Raw genomic sequence first — 15,671 nt, 5'->3', positions numbered from 1 at the left:
CTCCTACAAGCCTAACCATGTTGGTAAACCGGGCAATGTGCCATCGAGAACTTCCACGTACAACAAGTAGACACCGAACGAAAACGCACTGGAAATGATCACGCTGTTGAGCCATTTCCCTTTCTGCATCGTCTGGAATCCAACGAAAAGGAACAGGAAGGTGCTGATCACGTAGCCGATTTCCTCCATAAGCAATACGTAGAATAATGCCGCGACAAGAACGATGAGGAATCGTTTGTAATCGAGCTTTTCCTTCTCTCTATTGCCCTCTTGCTTGTATTTGAACGTCTCATAAAATAATCGCAGGCTGAGCAGGATCAGAAGACTTCCGAGTCCCATCGGAAAAATGTTTGGCCCTACATTGCTGCCGTAAGCACTCGCCGAGATGTTTTGGCTTCCGACTACAAAGGCTACGCCTAACACGAGAAAAATCAGACTGGCGAAGCGGTCAAATGTTTTGCTCACGTATGTTCCCTCCTGTTCGTACCAGAATCCAGAATGAAGGAGGAGAAGAATCGCTCCTTCTCCATCCCCCAGCAACCCTTTTTATTTCGCCATTCCGAGCAAGCCCAGGATTTCCTTGAACATTTTTTCTTGCTCACCCAGGTAACTCTTGAAGTCTGCACCGTTTTTGTAGCCATCGTCCCAGCCGTTTGCTTCCAGCTCTGCTTTCCACTCAGGAGTCTCTGTCATCGCTTTCAATTTTTGCTCCCAGTAAGCAACAGCATCTGGCGCCATATCTTTTGGGCCAAATACACCGCGCCAGTTGATCAGCTCCGTGTCATAACCGGATTCTTTGTACGTTGGGATATCCTTGAACATTCCTTTCAAGCGCTCAGGGGAAGAAACACCCAGAATTCTGACCTTGCCGGATTTCAAGTATTCACCCGAACCGGATACATCTGTAGCCAGTACATCAGCATTGCCACCCAAGAGAGAGGCGATCGCTTCCCCGCCGCCATCGTAAGAGATGTATTTCACTGATTTCGGATCAATTCCCGCTTTGACAGCTGGCATCAAGAAGGTCAAGTGATCAAGCGAGCCTGGAGCAGAACCGCCTGCAACCGTTACTTTGGTTGGATCAGCTTTGATAGCATCTAGTAACGATTTCAGATCCTTGTATGGAGAATCGGCTGCTACGACAATCGCGCCGTAATCTTTCGTCAATTGTGCCAACGGAGTCATATCCTTGTAGGAATGCGGGCTATTTCCTTCTTTTTTCACATTGTTAATGACGATTGGGGTCGAGGGAAGCAGGAGCTTGTAGTTGTTTTTCTTGTCCTGCGTCACGAAATCTGCCAAGCCTACTGCCTGTCCGCCACCTGGCTTGTTTTCGACCGAAATGGTCTTATCTACTAGCTTCGTTGCTGACATCACCTTTGCGAGGGAACGCGCTGTTTTATCCAACCCTCCGCCTGCGCCCGATGGTGCGATAACCGAGATAGGCTTTTCCGGGTAGGTAGAAGCTCCGCCAGAGGAAGCTGTCTGCCCACCGCCGCCTCCACAGGCTGCGAGGCTAAGTGCCATTGCCGTAGTGAGAAGTACTCCGCTCCACTTTGTCCATTTGTTTGATTTTTTCATCTTTATGACCCCCTCTGTTGATAGCGTTTTCAATTAAGGTAAGGAGATCATAGCATCCGATGAAAACGCTTCCTAGTTTGTTCAGATAATTTGGATAAAAACCATATTTACGATTATTTTCATTCTTTTCACGCCAAAAAGACCTGCCGTTCCGATCTGGGAACGTGCAGGCCTTGCCATATATTTGACTGTAAAACTGCGTCAAGCGCTGGTCTCCTTTGGCTGTTTGATCCTGCTGTGGTAGTTGGTCCATGCACGTGCGCCGAAGGAAAACAGTGTAAGGACAAGGACCAAGCGAAACAGATGAAACGCCGTCACTAGGAGCGGATCGGCTCCTGTCGCCAAGGCAGTCAAGCTCATTTCGGCAAGTCCACCTGGCACCGTAGCCAGAATCGCCGTCACAATATCGGTAGCAGTGACGTAAGAAATGCCGATGGCAAGCCCAATTACCATGACGAACAAGAACAAGGAATGCATGAGACCAAACAGAAAGAATCGGCGATTTTTCACGATGTCCTCTCGTTTGAAGCCAAGACCGATGCTGACCCCGATGAATATTTGGGCCCCTTGAACCAAGATGCTTGGCAACGCAGGACTCTCTCCCATAAACGATGTATTCATCGAAATCAAAGCGGTCACGAGCAAGGCACCTAGCAAGAACGGAGCGGGTATATAACAGCGTGACGCAATCAATGCTCCAATGAGACCAGCCACTAGGATCATGACTGTCTGCCCAATCCCCAGCACGTGTTCTGTCGTAGCCATCTGTATGGCAGCATGCGTAGGTAAAAATGCCACGAGATAAGGGGTACAAAGCACGACGCTGATCGCACGGATCGAGTGGAAAATCGTAATGACTTGTTGATTTCCTCCCGCCATTTGCCCCACCGACACCATTTCCGATAATCCACCGGGAATATTGCTGAATATCGCCGTTATCCCGTCTACTCTGCAAATCTTATAAAAAATCCAAGCGTTCACCAAACTGATCAAGATGGTCAAAATCGTGGTGATAAGCATCAAACCGACGTGCCCCGTCATCGTATCGACGATTTCAGATGTCATTCGCAGACCAAGGGTAATCCCAATCACTGTCAATCCTACTTGACGAAACCAGCGGGGAATCCAGAGATTTTTGACCCCAAGCATATTACAGATAACTGTCGTAACTAGCCCTCCGAGTAGCCAAGGAAGTGGGCTGTGAATGGTAGCAAACAGCAAGCCTCCCAGTGATCCGAGCAGCAATGTAAACAGAATGCGTAGCAGCATAAGCGTTCCCTCTCCTACTATCCGACGTTGTATGAAGCTTCTAGGGTGGGGGTACACCTAGTGTAAATCAATTGTTCTCGCAGAAAAAATACAAAATGGTTATCGTTAGCGATTCCTTGTGTGAATAATAAAAAACTGCTGGCTCCCCTTCAGGGAATTACCAGCAGTTCCTTTTTCCTAGCTTATTCGATGAATGCAATCTCACCCTGCTCTATGAAGCGCACAAATGCCTTGACCATTTGCAATTCCATCGAGTCGGCATGATAAAACATCCAGGTACTTCGCTTGATCGGCTCTCCCTCAGCTGTGGTCAGCTCAATCATGTGCAGATCGTCTTTGCCATTCAGCACGCCTCGTGGAAGGATGGCGTACCCCAAACCGTTTGCTACCATTTCACTGCATGTATCCGCCTTGTCGACCTCCATGCCGATCAACGGCGGTTGGGAAAATCGTTCCGTCCACCAGCTGTCCACTAATGCCAGCAGCATGGGATCCGTCTCATAGTCGATTCGCGGCAGGGTGGGCAGGTCGTCGATCTGAATGGGTTCCGTGGAAACGACATAGACCGATTCCTCGAACAATAAGTGCTTTTGGTCGGACCAGTTGTAGCTTCCCCGGACGAAGCCTACGTGCACGTCCTGATTATACACGGACTTGTAGACGTCTTTACTCCATCCGGTCATTACCTTGTACTCGACGTTTGGATAGGCTTCCTTGAACTTTTTCAAGATCATCGGGAGCTTGTACCGTGCAAAATAGTTGGAAACCCCCAGCCGGAGCGTACCATTGACCTCGCCGCCCATGTTCAAGACATGCTCCTTGATATTGCGCAGTCTGAGGAGCATTTCATCCGCACATTTGGCCAAGTACTCGCCTTGAGGAGTGAAATGAACGCCTCTACTCCCCCGTTGCACGATCTGTACGCCAAATTCTTTTTCAATCTGCCGCAGTCTTTTCGTCAGCGCAGGCTGGGACAAATACAAGCTTTCGGCTGTCTTTGTAATGTTTTGTTCCTGGTACAAGGTTTGGAGAATGTACCAATCGCGATATTCCATAGCTATAGTGTCTCCGCATGGTTATTTGTCACTTCTTTATTTATCACATTTTTCTCCTTCCTTTTCAAATAGTTTCCAATCACAATAACCAGAATTGCCAATGCTACTGGAAAAATCATATGCAGCGAAGGCATTACCCCCTCCAGGAAGCTGCCAACTGCTTTGTCTCCTACAATCATTTCTCCTGCCGTATATCCGAGCAGAGCCGCCCCTAATAATACGATAATCGGAAAGCGGTTCATCAGCTTCATCAGAAGTTGACTTCCCCAAATGATGAGCGGAATGCTGATGGTAAGACCGATGATAACCAAAACCAGATTCCCGTTCGCTGCCCCAGCTACGGCGATGACATTGTCCAGGCTCATAATCAAATCGGCAAAAATAATGGTTTTGAGTGCCTCAACAAAACTCGCTCCCCCACCAATGTGACTGTCCTCATCTTCACCTTTTAACAGCTTGACCGCAATCCAGATGAGCAAAAGCCCTCCGACGACTTGGACAAACGGAATTTTCAACAACCAGATAGCAATGAAGGTCAGGATGATCCGAAGTCCGATTGCACCGAAGCTCCCCCAAAAAGTAGCTTTCTTCTGCAGCTCTGGACTCAGGTTCCGACAGGCAAGAGCAATCACGACTGCATTGTCTCCGCTCAAGACCAGGTTGATCATAATAATTTGAAGTAAGCTAAGTAAGTAATCTGTCATGATGTCTCCTCCAAAATTTCTGATACTGACAATAATAGACCTATCTTTTCATTCGTGCAGTATTATTTCTATTATTTGCATATATTTTTTTGGAATAGAAAAAACCTGTCATTCGAAGACAGGCTACTTCTTGTATCCATACACTGAATAATCCGCCCGCACTTTTCGAATCGCTAGCCAAACCGGCAATCCTCTCGCTACCCAACGCAGGGCGGACATAATATTTTGTTCATTTTCAAACTGCTCGACAATGATGACGGTCTTTTCATTGATGTACGTCTGTAGCTCCTCCCACCCCATTGCTGAATAGCGATCATTTCCGTACGTTTTCAACGCCAAAAAGTCTTCGCGTTTTGGGTCCTTCAGTTGGAGGAGATGCTGAATGGCTCTCGCGCATTCGGGATGAATGGTATTATTCATGATGTCATGCCTCACTTTGGTACGGAGATGATTTTATGTTAAACGATTGCAGCAGGCTTCGCACGCAAATAAAAAAGGCCATCATCACTTTGGTAGGATAACGACCTTTTGTGCTTCTGTTGATTCAGTTTTTCTGCTCTCGTCTTCGTCGTCCGTTGTCTCATGTCAGCGAATGCAAAGATGCTTCTGTTGAGCTCTGGGTTTCTTTTGCCTTCACGAGCCAGTTTTTCCCGCTGCTTGCGTGCTACGCTTTTTGCCATTGTCTTTCACTCCTTTTTAAATTGAATACCGTCCTTGGTGTTATCATAGAACGCTTCCTACATTGTTGCAACGAAAATAGTAAAATTGCCTACAACTCTTGTCCACTCCTTTTTCTCTCCCATGAATAGGATAGATTGACAGGAGGTGTTGAGACTCGATGAAAAACAAAAGAATTACTGCGAATCGCGTGGAAAACCAAGTGTATTCCAATCGGGTTCTGCGCTCTGAATTCGATCGCAACTGGCGTACGGTAATCTCTAGAAGTGGTTACGTTATTTATATTGCAAAAACGAATCGGGCAAAAGTCACTGTACTGCTCTCAGATGGATCTAGGAAATTGCTCATCTTCAGACAAGGTGGAAGAGTATTGGTTGGCGGTGGGGGTACCAGTCATTATAGCAAACCACACATTGCAAGGAATTTGTAAAATGTGGGAAGCGCCCTGCTCAGTATTACTTGTGGCAGGGCGATTTTCATTGAACGGATGACTACCTCGTCTTAATAATCACCGTCATTTTTTGCTTCATTTTTGTATCTTGAATCATTCCAATGATCTCCGCCCGTTTCCATACAACAAATTTGTGCTCTTGCCCGTTATGCATCTTGATTTTCATTCCATTTGGGATCACGAATAGCGTATTCCGCTTTTCAACTGCCGTAATATCATTCAAGTGCAATTCGAGAGGTTGTGTTTGATTATTGTGACTGTGTGGTTGAAAATAGAGTCTTTCACTCGTAATTGTTAACTTCCCACCTACTCCTTCCCTTCCTCTGAATAGGTTTGCCGCTATATTCTCTTGCACGATCGATTCGTTTCGCTTGAGTTTCATTGCTTCCTTTTCCCCTCCGACATGCGATTCCGTTTTTACACAAATGATTAGATATTATATTACCATAATTAGGAATACACGTGACCACATCTATATAGCAAAGCGCCCTGCTCGTATGCCTGGAGACAGGACGCTTCGTTTGTTTAAGAATACAGGTTAATAGGTAAACTTATTGAGCATTACTTTCAGCTCTTCCGCCAATGACGACAAGGATTGAGCGGAGGATGAGATCTCTTGCATGGAGGCGAGTTGCTCCTCCGTAGAGGCTGCTACTTCCTCGGCTGTTTCGGCATTGCTTTTCGCGATGGTGACGAGCACATTGGCTGTCGCGGTTACTTCCTGAACAGCAGCCAAGATTTGCTGTGCGATCAAGGAAACCTCTGCGATATGTGGATTGGTCAGTCTGGTGCTTTCCATAATGCCTTCAAACTTGTGAATCGTCTCCTCGGAAACTTCCAAGCCTGCTTCAACATCCAGTCTGACTGTTTCCATGTTGTCGACGGATTGCTTGGTTTCCCGTTGAATCTCTGTGATCAATTCAGAAATTTGCTTAGCCGACAATTGTGATTGCTCAGCCAACAGTCGCACCTCTGTAGCTACAACCGCAAAGCCTTTGCCATGCTCACCAGCCCGCGCTGCTTCAATCGCTGCATTCAATGCCAGCAAATTCGTCTGCTGGGCAATCCCGCTGATGACATCCGAGATCGTACCGATTTCTTTCGAACGGTCATAGAGCGATTTGGTCATGCGATCCGACTGTTCTACGGATTCGTGAATCGACTTCATTTGACTCATGACCTGAGCGACAAAGTTGCCCCCTTCTTCTGCCTGAACCGTCGTTTGCTGAGCCGTATCCGACAACACATTGACACTCTCTACAATCCGTGTGACCCCTTCCGCAATCTCCTGCAATGAGCGAACATTTTGGTCGATTCCGCTCGTTTGTTGTTCCGCGCTGCCAGCTACCTCTTGAACCGCAGTCGTTACATGCTCGGTCGCAATGCTCGTCTGCTGCGCACTCGCAGTCAATTGCTCCGAAGACGCTGCTACTTGCTCCGCTCTAGTCTCGACATCTGAAATGAGCGCCCGCAGGTTATCCTGCATCGTATTAAACGCATGGCCGAGCTCACCGATTTCATCGGTTGACCGCACTTGAATCGGGTCAGTCAAATTACCTTGGCTCACTCTAACGGCATGTACCTTCACTTCCTGGATGGACTGGAGAAGGGAACGCAGTACAGCTGCTACAATGAGTCCTCCCAACACCAAGCAGATCGCAATCGTCCAAAACGTTTGCTCGAAAATCGGCTCTGCAGCATCCTCAACCTCTGACAAGTACATCGAACCTGCAATTTTCCAGCCAGTAGCTGGATTCGTCACATAGTAAATCTGTTTCGGGATGCTTTGCTCCTCGTAATTGAATTGTCCTGTTTCTCCTTGGTACAAGTTGTCGTAAAAACTCTCTTGTGCCACTGTTCCTGCCTGATTTTCCGGGTGGACGACATACTTCTTATTGCTGTCTACTACGATGACATCTCCATCCGAACCGATGCTGACTGAGTTTGCCAGTTGTTTGATCTGTTCAATCCCAACTGTAATGCAGATAACCCCAGCGCCATCCTCTGTCGTTCTTGCTACCGCTACTAAAACCTCACCTGATACCGCCGAAATATATGGCTCTGTAACGACGACCGTCCCCTTGTTCTCCATCGCTTGCTTGTACCAGTCTCTCGTCCGCGGATCAAACCCTGCCTGTACTTCTTGCTTGGGAGCGCGGAAATACTGACCGTCAGCCGTTCCCAAACTGATGCTGGACACATCCGCATGCATGCCCATATACATATCCAAGTGATGCATGATTTCTTCTTGAACATCAGCTGATTTCACGCCAGGTGTGATATCTTTTGCCAAATAGTCAGCATCCTTCTTTTTGCCCTCAAACGTACTGCTTACGATGGAGTTGACCAAATCGACGTTTTCGTTGGCGCTGTCCATGATCTGTTTTTCAATTTCTTGTCTCGCTTGATTGTAAGCCAAGCTTCCAACGACAAGGGAAGGGACTAACAGAATCAAGAGAAATGTGATGATGAGTTTGGTTCGATAGCTTCGAAGCCAATTCCTGAGGTTAACTTTCACTTCATTTCATCTTCTTTCTAAGGTGTATTTGGAAAAACGTTTCCTGTTGGTGAAGTCCTAATTTTTTTATATCGGTAACGAAGGAGTGTTCATTAAGTAAAAAAATATATAGAACTGTAATAGGTATAAAAAGGTGGGGATGATACCGCCCTCACGGCCATAGAAAAACCGCCCTGCTTATGAATGATAGACAGGACGGTCGGTATGGGTTGACTTTGCAACAGTTACCACGATTTGTTGAGCGAATCTGTAAGTCACTTCAACCGCGCTTCATTTTCCCCAAGCGGATAAACTGTTCGTCACGTACACGCAGCTTTTCTGAAACAGCCGTATCCGTATACGAGTAAATACCTGCTCCGGTCTTGGTGCCGAAATTGCCTTCTGCTACCCGTTCCTCCATGATGGCGGGTGCTTTTGTCGAGCCATTCAGCTCTGGCGCCAGGTTATCCATCACGCGCTTCCATGTATCGAGTCCACCAAAATCCGCCGTCTCAATAGGCCCGACAAAAGCCCAGCGAAAGCCAATTCCGTTCTTCATCACCGTATCGATCTGGGCTGCATCTGCAACACCTTCTGCAAGCAAATGAAAAGCTTCTCTCATCAAGGCTGTTTGTAGCCGATTGGCGATAAAGCCCGGTACATCCTTTTTCAACAAAACAGGGCACTTCCCGATATCTTCCATCAGCTGCATGGTTTTTTGAACTACTTCCAGCGCAGTCTTCTCATGCTTAACTACCTCGACCAACGGAACCAATTGGGCTGGATTGAAAAAATGGGTAATGATAAAGCGTTGGGGAGTAGTAGCTTTTTCAATCAGTCGCGCAATCGAAAACGTAGACGTATTGGAAGCGATAATCGCATCTGGGTTCGCGTAATGCTCTAGCTTTTCAAACAGCTCCCACTTTAGCTCGATGACTTCTGGGATTGCTTCTGTAATGATTTCAGCTTCAGATACTGCCGCTTGCAAATCCGTGGTCAGGACGATATGCTCGAGCGCCGCTACTCTAGACTGGTCTGCAATCACTCCCTCTGCAACCAGAAGAGAAAGGCTGTGCTCGATGCTAGCTCTCGCTTTCAGCAAAAACTCTTCCTGCAAATCGTAAAGAGAAACACGAAATCCAGCCAATGCGAATAACTGCGCGATTCCATGTCCCATAACACCTGATCCGATAACAGCCGCATGCTTTTCCATAGAAATATCCTCCTAGGGTGAATTCGGTTTACCAGCAAAGCTTTCCACGATGAAATACCTAGTTCCTGCCCACAAATTCCTACTCCTTTTACCGAAATTCATTCCTATGGCGCTTGTTGGTAGAGTCAAAGTTTTGTACCATTAAAAATCGTTTCCTAAAACCAGCTTTTGGAATGAACGTTTCATATACGGAGGTACACATGAAACTACTGAATAAAGTCGTGGTCATCACAGGAGCCAGTCGGGGATTGGGCCTTGAAATGGCAAATGTTCTGGCAAAAGAAGGAGCGATCGTTTGGGCAACTTCTCGAACCGCGTCTCATCCGAACGAAATTGCACATGCTGAACCGGGAAGTGTGACGAATGTAAAGCTAGACGTGACTGACGAGCAAAGTGTCCTTGCCTTATTTGCGCAAGTACAAAGGTTATACGGACGTCTAGATGTCCTCGTGAACAATGCAGGCGTCGGCGTGTTTAAGCCTGTTGAACAAACAAGCTTAGATGAATGGGAGAATGTTTTTCGCACCAATGTAACCGGACTCTTTCTTTGCAGCCGCGAAGGATACAAGGTAATGAAAGCTCACGGAGGCCGTATCATCAATATCTCTAGTGTCTCAGGGTATATTCCCATTGCGGAAAACGGCGTTTATGGTGCTTCGAAATTTGCCGTCCAAGGCTTTTCCCAAATTTGTAATGAAGAATGGAAAGACGACAATGTAAGAGTCTCCACCATTTTTCCCGGCGCCGTTCATACAAATATGACGGAGGACCGACATTTTTTTGATCCGAGTGCGATGCTCGTACCAAAAGATGTGGCAGATACCGTGTTAGATATCGCTTCCCGTCCCCTCCACGTTCGAATCGATGAAGTCAAAATCCTTCCGCCTAAAGGCGTCCTCTAAATGACAGATGAATAAGGAGAGTTTACAAATGCAGCAAGTAGCAATCATCACAGGAGCAGGCAATGGAATCGGGGCAGCAACCGCAAAGCTTTTGGCTCAACATGGGGTACGTGTCGCTGTTCTTGATGTACATGAAGAAAAGGCTCAGTTAGTCGCCCAAGCAATCAGTCAGGCAGGCGGTCAAGCCTTGTCCATTCGCTGTGATGTCGGTCAACGAGCACAAGTAGAAGAAGCCATCCAGCTAGTAGAATCGCATTTCGGAGATATCACCATCTTGGTCAACAACGCCGGAGTTGGTGGTCCATTCCACCGAGTTGACGAAGTCTCCGATGAAGAGTGGGATTGGATCATGAATACCAACTTGAAGAGTGTATTCCTATTTTGCAGAAACCTGTTACCCAAGATGAAAGAAAGGAACTACGGGCGGATCGTCAACATCGCTTCTATTCAGGGCTTGCTCGGCTCAGCACATTCGTCCACCTACGTCGCTTCCAAGCACGGCATGATCGGCTATACGAAAACAATTGCTGCGGAATGGGGTGAGCACGGGATTACTTGCAATGCCATCTGTCCCGGATATGTGGATACCGCGATGGGCGTACGTCCGGAGGATATTTCGGATTACATGAATCGGGTCATCGCCAAAAGCCCGGTCAAACGCGTAGCTCAACCGGTGGAAATCGCCCAGATGATTGATCATCTCGTTGGACCGCATAGCGGATACATCAACGGGACGAGTATCACCATGGACGGCGGGATCAGCAGTCACATCGGAATTACGGATCAGTTGTCCTAGTTCGTTACACACAGAAAAAGCCGCACGCTCGGTCAGTTTCCCCCGGTCGTGCGGCCTTTCTTTCCTCTACCCTTATAGTCCAAATAAATCATCCAAAAAGCCACCGCAACTGTGATGACTACTAAGACCTTTCTATTGATTCCCATGCTAACGTCTAGATCGAAAAATCTCAATGCTAACAGCCCAAGAAGTAAAACCAAGAGAATTATTCTGATAGGATCACCTCATTCATCAGTCTTCTTCCTTATGTTAATGGTAATCGTTTGAAATTTTAACAAAAACATTAAACCCATTTTCGAATAATTAGTGAAAATACCGATCCAAAGTGAAGCAACTTTCTTAGACCACCTCATATGTTATTGCAGGAGGTGGTCTAAGTGGCTAACAGATGTCTTTGTCGAGGTAGTAGATGCAATATCTTTTGCAGGTGTGGATGCAGGCGAAGAAGGAAAATAGCAGCGAACGAAGGAGGATTATATGCTATTCCTAAACATGATTTTTCTCAGTTTGGTGACGGTTAGCTGTATCCTTTATACCTATAAAAATCGGTCCGAGCTTGCCTGTATGGATGGCATGATCATCGCTATGGTGTTAGGTGCTATGTCTAGTATCTCCTTGGGGTTGAATATTCAAGTATATCTGGTGAGCGATTTACAATCTGCGACGATCATTGCTATCGCAATTGGTATGGTGGTTGGGTTTATATCGGGGAAATTGGTCTCTCTTACCGCTTCTATTGAAGGAGTAATGGCTGGAGTTATGGGCGGGTTGATGTCACCTATGCTAGGGGCCATGCTTTCTCATCCCTTGGGGCTTATCTGGTTTCTCGACTTTGCCTACATCTTTGTTTTCATCCTGATTGTTTTCCTAGTAAAAGAAGCAAGGCAAGCCTTTTTGGAAGAAGCGATGGAGCTTGAGAAAAAAACTAGCAGTTTACCTTGAAACTCTTCAAAAACACGGACGCGCTCGCTTCTTTGCGAGTTTTTTCCAGCTCTCTTCCATCAACGGGACGAGCATCCCCATGGACGACGGGATCAGCAGTCACATTATAATGACGGTTCAGTTGTCCTCGTTCGGGCACGTAGAAAAGGCCGCACGCTCGGTCAGCTTCCACCCGGCACGCGGCCTTTTTCCCCCTATAAAAAGCGGCGATGTACCTTCTTGCCATCGTACGTAAACAACACTTGTCGATCCTCCACCATCGATTCAAGGTGGATGGATTTTCCCCACAAGTCATAGATGTAAGGCAATGTTTTTTCTACGTATTTGACATCCAGCTCCAGCCCCTCGAAATGATGCTTCAAATACATCTCGCCGGAGCGTAAGTAATCCCCATCGTGTACGAGTACATAAGGGAATCCCCCGTTAACTCGTGTGCCCGCAAGACCATCGCGTACCTTCTCCCACTGCTTTTCCGCGACGACCCAATCGTTGCCCTGCTTGCCGAACATATACAAATCCAGATCACTGACAAGGTCCTTGGTCAGGAAGTTGCGAATGAAGCTGATGTCAGACTCCAGCTCGCGCACCTCGAAAATTTTCGCGCGTCCCTCTCCTGGCTTACGTCCGAAACGCTCCTGCTCCTCCTTCGTCGGATTATCCCAGCGTTTTTCAATGTCCTCCAAAATTTTCAGACCCAAATGATACGGATTGATACTCGTCGTCGAAGGCTGAATGACGGAGGAATGCAGCTTGGCAAACTCGATCGTCTCCGATTCTGTCAGCTCCATTTCGCGCAGGATGCGCATATGCCAGTAGGTGGCCCAGCCTTCGTTCATGATCTTCGTTTCCATCTGCGGCCAGAAATACAGCATCTCATCCCGGATGATCGTCAGCACATCCCGCTGCCAATCGTCTAGGATATTGCTGTATTCCATAATGAAAAGCAGCAGGTCTTTTTCCGGCTCAGGAGGGAATTTGCGTGGTGCTTTTACCGGCTCGGCTTCCTCTTTTGCTTTACGGTCCAATCCCCAGAGATCGTCATAAGGGGAGTGCCGTTCGTTCCTCGTCTTTTTGTTAGCTTCGTCTGGCTCTCGTTTCCAGCGCAGCTTCGGACGCAGCAAGCTCGGATCGATGTGCTCCTGAATCGCCAAGCTCGCGTCGAGCAAATTCTCCACAGCTTCCTTGCCATACTCGATCTCATACTGGCGAATCCGCTCTCCGCTGGCCGCCATGCTTTCGACCATATCCCGATTGGTGTTGGAGAAGCGTACATTGTTTTTGAAAAAGTCGCAGTGAGCAAGGACGTGAGCCACAATGAGCTTGTTTTGGATTAAGGAATTGCCGTCCAAAAGAAACGCGTAACAAGGATTGGAGTTGATGACGAGCTCGTAGATTTTGCTCAGATTCAGGTCATATTGTAGTTTCATCCTGTAAAAGGACTTTCCAAAACTCCAGTGCGAAAATCGTGTGGGCATTCCATACGCGCCAAATGTATAAATGATGTCAGACGGGCATATCTCGTATCGCATCGGGTAAAAATCGAGATTGAACCCTTTGGCGATCTCGGTAATTTCGTCAATGGATCGCTCCAGTTCTTTGCGCTCGTCGTTGGTCAAATCGTTTCGCCTCCCCTTTTGCCGTCGGTCTACTTTATGTATATGGGGAAACAGCCAAAAGACGCCACCTTTTAGAAAAGATGTCGTTCTTCATATGGCGCATTTTGATGAATGGGTACATCGGGCGCCTTCTCTCGGATTTCATCCAAGGACACAACAGAAACCTCTATTTCAGTAGTTCCTTGTTCTACAAGAATTTTAAAACGCTGATGTCCGCCGACGAGATTACCTGTTTGCTCAATCCAAATTAGTGGCTCGACGTATCCAAACTCTTGAAAAGATCGTTTCAGCTTCTCGTATTCGATGTCGCCCGGCTGCAAATCTATTCGCGGATTATAAGAGGCTGGATTGATTTTAGAGACAATGCGGGCAAGGTCTTTGACGGTAAGCGGCGTCCCCTTTTGTCTGCGCTCATTGTCGCCTTGCAGGAGCTTAGTTCCCTCGCTGGCATAAGGTGTGATCTTCAACAAAAAGCCAGCCTTAGCGAGTGACAGCTTTCTGAGCCGTCGCTTTGCCTTTTGGCTGGCTTTGATCTTCACGAATTTTGTGCTGCGGCCTACAGGACGAAAAACCTTTACGATCTCGTCCGACCGGAGCAGTACTTCCTCGGTGTAGTATATTTCTCCTGTCGCTGAGTCGACATACTGGCTCACTACATTTCACCCACCTCCATGAAAAAAAGCACCGCGTGGGTGCTTAATTTAAACTATTTCTTATTAGTATCACTGTGACAAGAACCCCTGCGATACTTGGAAGAATAGTTTTCGAACTAACGACAATATCAGGTATCGAAATTCCTAGATACATTTCTGGCAAAATATCACCCCCTATACTTCCATTCTGAGGTAATGGCAGGAGCTTGTCTATATCAAAAGCCCCACTCTTTCGGCAGGGGCATCCGGCGCGAGCCAATCCTTACGCCTAACTGCGGTCACAGGCTATAGGAGGCGGTGCAGCAGGTAATTCTGTACACTTGAGACAGGATCGGCGTATCGGTTATGAGCGATACAGAGCAATGGGCAAAGACCGAAATAGTCCCCTATTAAATTTGATGGGAACAGAAAAAAGCACCACTAGGGTGCTTTTCATTAAGACTTTCCTCTCAATTACCAAGCCGATAAGTAAACAGCGTAAGCATGCCTCGAATCAAAATCTTGGGAGGAATGTCCACGAACCTTAAAGTATACTGTCACTCCCTTACCAAATCCTATGCCACCTGCCGATGCAGCGTCAATTTGGCCAGGCCCTAAATCACCAGCAGTACCAGACATTATATACTCGCCATTAGGTCCAAAAGCTATCCAGTCATAGTCATAGTTAATACCAGCAGGGGATTGAAGTTCGAATACCCAATTCGATTTGTCTGAGTTATTTCTATAAACATACCAATCAACATCTGTACTATCCGAGATTGTTTGAAAGAAACTACCACCATCGTTGATAGCATGAGCAGTTTCTTTTGAATCCGCCCACCCATCACTGGCAAAAGCGGCTTGCGAACCGAAAGTTAATACGGAAACAACTGCACCCAAAGTCATCAATTTTTTAATCATAATCCACACTCCTATTTCCACTTAATTTTTTCGAACATGCCTTTTTCATATTTCTTATCTACTGAATTGTTTCGTCGACTAACGTGGTATGTACGACATGGGCTAAAAATTAAAATAATCCACTTTTTCCATCTCTTTACACTTTTAAGGACATCATAGCACGCACCAAAAAAACAATACAACTGTATTATTTAAATCATTCCGAATTATAGCCAATGCTACGCTTCTGCACAATTGAGATAGGATCGGCTTATTCGAATATGAGAGATACCGGACAAGGGACGAGAAGCCGAAGCCGTAGGTCTCGCATGTAATCCCCTGTCCGGTAAATCCCAGCAGAGTAAATCGCGATTTTCCAAAGTTCCGAGAGGGGTTCCCAAAACTTGAAAACCGCTGTAACGCATACAATGAAAA

Annotated in this window: 17 protein-coding genes; 4 read left to right on the top strand and 13 right to left on the bottom strand. The window is 46.8% G+C overall.

The window, feature by feature from the left end; genetic code table 11:
* Window positions 1–3: 3 nt before the first annotated feature.
* The 7 genes from HP401_RS18835 to HP401_RS18805 form a co-directional block, all read right to left on the bottom strand.
* Window positions 4–465, bottom strand: a complete 462-nt coding sequence (locus tag HP401_RS18835) for a tripartite tricarboxylate transporter TctB family protein (RefSeq protein WP_173606112.1) — start codon at window positions 463–465, stop codon at window positions 4–6.
* Window positions 466–546: 81 nt separating this feature from the next.
* Complete coding sequence (locus HP401_RS18830) at window positions 547–1,581, bottom strand: Bug family tripartite tricarboxylate transporter substrate binding protein (RefSeq protein WP_173606111.1); 1,035 nt, start codon at window positions 1,579–1,581, stop codon at window positions 547–549.
* Window positions 1,582–1,782: 201 nt separating this feature from the next.
* Window positions 1,783–2,850, bottom strand: a complete 1,068-nt coding sequence (locus HP401_RS18825; RefSeq protein WP_173606110.1) for an AbrB family transcriptional regulator — start codon at window positions 2,848–2,850, stop codon at window positions 1,783–1,785.
* Between the two features lie 182 nt (window positions 2,851–3,032).
* Window positions 3,033–3,905 carry a LysR family transcriptional regulator gene (locus tag HP401_RS18820; protein WP_173606109.1) on the bottom strand — a complete coding sequence of 291 codons (873 nt, stop codon included), beginning with the start codon at window positions 3,903–3,905 and terminating at the stop codon, window positions 3,033–3,035.
* 2 nt (window positions 3,906–3,907) lie between these two features.
* On the bottom strand, window positions 3,908–4,609 hold the full coding sequence (locus HP401_RS18815; protein ID WP_173606108.1) for a TerC family protein: 702 nt from the start codon (window positions 4,607–4,609) through the stop codon (window positions 3,908–3,910).
* 123 nt (window positions 4,610–4,732) lie between these two features.
* Window positions 4,733–5,029: a hypothetical protein gene (locus HP401_RS18810; protein WP_007722285.1), complete on the bottom strand. Its 297-nt coding sequence runs from the start codon at window positions 5,027–5,029 to the stop codon at window positions 4,733–4,735.
* Between the two features lie 38 nt (window positions 5,030–5,067).
* Window positions 5,068–5,289: a hypothetical protein gene (locus HP401_RS18805; protein ID WP_173606107.1), complete on the bottom strand. Its 222-nt coding sequence runs from the start codon at window positions 5,287–5,289 to the stop codon at window positions 5,068–5,070.
* 158 nt (window positions 5,290–5,447) lie between these two features.
* Here HP401_RS18805 and HP401_RS18800 point away from each other — a divergent pair, with 158 nt between their 5' ends.
* Window positions 5,448–5,717, top strand: a complete 270-nt coding sequence (locus HP401_RS18800; RefSeq protein ID WP_173606106.1) for a hypothetical protein — start codon at window positions 5,448–5,450, stop codon at window positions 5,715–5,717.
* 61 nt (window positions 5,718–5,778) lie between these two features.
* Here the strand turns inward: HP401_RS18800 and HP401_RS18795 are convergent, their stop codons facing one another.
* The 3 genes from HP401_RS18795 to HP401_RS18785 form a co-directional block, all read right to left on the bottom strand.
* Window positions 5,779–6,120, bottom strand: coding sequence for a GRAM domain-containing protein (locus tag HP401_RS18795; RefSeq protein ID WP_012684903.1), 342 nt, complete (start codon window positions 6,118–6,120; stop codon window positions 5,779–5,781).
* Between the two features lie 156 nt (window positions 6,121–6,276).
* Complete coding sequence (locus HP401_RS18790) at window positions 6,277–8,256, bottom strand: methyl-accepting chemotaxis protein (protein WP_173606105.1); 1,980 nt, start codon at window positions 8,254–8,256, stop codon at window positions 6,277–6,279.
* A gap of 259 nt (window positions 8,257–8,515) precedes the next feature.
* Window positions 8,516–9,448, bottom strand: a complete 933-nt coding sequence (locus HP401_RS18785) for a 3-hydroxyacyl-CoA dehydrogenase family protein (RefSeq protein WP_173606104.1) — start codon at window positions 9,446–9,448, stop codon at window positions 8,516–8,518.
* A 200-nt stretch (window positions 9,449–9,648) separates the two neighbouring features.
* On the opposite strand from HP401_RS18785, the gene HP401_RS18780 reads away from it, so the two are divergent.
* From HP401_RS18780 to HP401_RS18770, 3 genes are all read left to right on the top strand, one after another.
* Window positions 9,649–10,350, top strand: coding sequence for an SDR family oxidoreductase (locus tag HP401_RS18780; RefSeq protein ID WP_173606103.1), 702 nt, complete (start codon window positions 9,649–9,651; stop codon window positions 10,348–10,350).
* Between the two features lie 28 nt (window positions 10,351–10,378).
* Window positions 10,379–11,146, top strand: coding sequence for an SDR family NAD(P)-dependent oxidoreductase (locus HP401_RS18775; RefSeq protein WP_173606102.1), 768 nt, complete (start codon window positions 10,379–10,381; stop codon window positions 11,144–11,146).
* A gap of 477 nt (window positions 11,147–11,623) precedes the next feature.
* On the top strand, window positions 11,624–12,088 hold the full coding sequence (locus HP401_RS18770; protein ID WP_012684898.1) for a hypothetical protein: 465 nt from the start codon (window positions 11,624–11,626) through the stop codon (window positions 12,086–12,088).
* 194 nt (window positions 12,089–12,282) lie between these two features.
* Here HP401_RS18770 and HP401_RS18765 read toward each other — a convergent pair whose 3' ends face one another.
* The 3 genes from HP401_RS18765 to HP401_RS18755 form a co-directional block, all read right to left on the bottom strand.
* The gene (locus HP401_RS18765; RefSeq protein WP_016741702.1) at window positions 12,283–13,704 is read right to left on the bottom strand and encodes a SpoVR family protein; all 1,422 of its coding nucleotides are present in this window, start codon (window positions 13,702–13,704) and stop codon (window positions 12,283–12,285) included.
* A gap of 71 nt (window positions 13,705–13,775) precedes the next feature.
* Window positions 13,776–14,357, bottom strand: coding sequence for a ParB N-terminal domain-containing protein (locus HP401_RS29675; protein WP_309145143.1), 582 nt, complete (start codon window positions 14,355–14,357; stop codon window positions 13,776–13,778).
* Between the two features lie 453 nt (window positions 14,358–14,810).
* Window positions 14,811–15,257, bottom strand: coding sequence for a hypothetical protein (locus HP401_RS18755; protein WP_173606101.1), 447 nt, complete (start codon window positions 15,255–15,257; stop codon window positions 14,811–14,813).
* Between the last annotated feature and the right edge of the window lie 414 nt (window positions 15,258–15,671).

This window comes from Brevibacillus sp. HB2.2, from assembly GCF_013284275.1.
In the GTDB taxonomy this organism is placed as follows: Bacteria; Bacillota; Bacilli; order Brevibacillales; family Brevibacillaceae; genus Brevibacillus; species Brevibacillus brevis_D.
Note: the sequence above shows the minus strand (reverse complement) of the source record. Positions and strands in the feature narration are given on the sequence as shown.

What these genes read in the sequence shown, in the direction of transcription:
- HP401_RS18830 (WP_173606111.1), bottom strand. Translation starts at nt 1,581, where the DNA reads ATGAAAAAATCAAACAAATGGACAAAGTGGAGCGGAGTACTTCTCACT.
- HP401_RS18825 (WP_173606110.1), bottom strand. Translation starts at nt 2,850, where the DNA reads ATGCTGCTACGCATTCTGTTTACATTGCTGCTCGGATCACTGGGAGGC.
- HP401_RS18820 (WP_173606109.1), bottom strand. Translation starts at nt 3,905, where the DNA reads ATGGAATATCGCGATTGGTACATTCTCCAAACCTTGTACCAGGAACAA.
- HP401_RS18815 (WP_173606108.1), bottom strand. Translation starts at nt 4,609, where the DNA reads ATGACAGATTACTTACTTAGCTTACTTCAAATTATTATGATCAACCTG.
- HP401_RS18810 (WP_007722285.1), bottom strand. Translation starts at nt 5,029, where the DNA reads ATGAATAATACCATTCATCCCGAATGCGCGAGAGCCATTCAGCATCTC.
- HP401_RS18805 (WP_173606107.1), bottom strand. Translation starts at nt 5,289, where the DNA reads ATGGCAAAAAGCGTAGCACGCAAGCAGCGGGAAAAACTGGCTCGTGAA.
- HP401_RS18800 (WP_173606106.1), top strand. Translation starts at nt 5,448, where the DNA reads ATGAAAAACAAAAGAATTACTGCGAATCGCGTGGAAAACCAAGTGTAT.
- HP401_RS18795 (WP_012684903.1), bottom strand. Translation starts at nt 6,120, where the DNA reads ATGAAACTCAAGCGAAACGAATCGATCGTGCAAGAGAATATAGCGGCA.
- HP401_RS18785 (WP_173606104.1), bottom strand. Translation starts at nt 9,448, where the DNA reads ATGGAAAAGCATGCGGCTGTTATCGGATCAGGTGTTATGGGACATGGA.
- HP401_RS18780 (WP_173606103.1), top strand. Translation starts at nt 9,649, where the DNA reads ATGAAACTACTGAATAAAGTCGTGGTCATCACAGGAGCCAGTCGGGGA.
- HP401_RS18775 (WP_173606102.1), top strand. Translation starts at nt 10,379, where the DNA reads ATGCAGCAAGTAGCAATCATCACAGGAGCAGGCAATGGAATCGGGGCA.
- HP401_RS18770 (WP_012684898.1), top strand. Translation starts at nt 11,624, where the DNA reads ATGCTATTCCTAAACATGATTTTTCTCAGTTTGGTGACGGTTAGCTGT.
- HP401_RS18755 (WP_173606101.1), bottom strand. Translation starts at nt 15,257, where the DNA reads ATGATTAAAAAATTGATGACTTTGGGTGCAGTTGTTTCCGTATTAACT.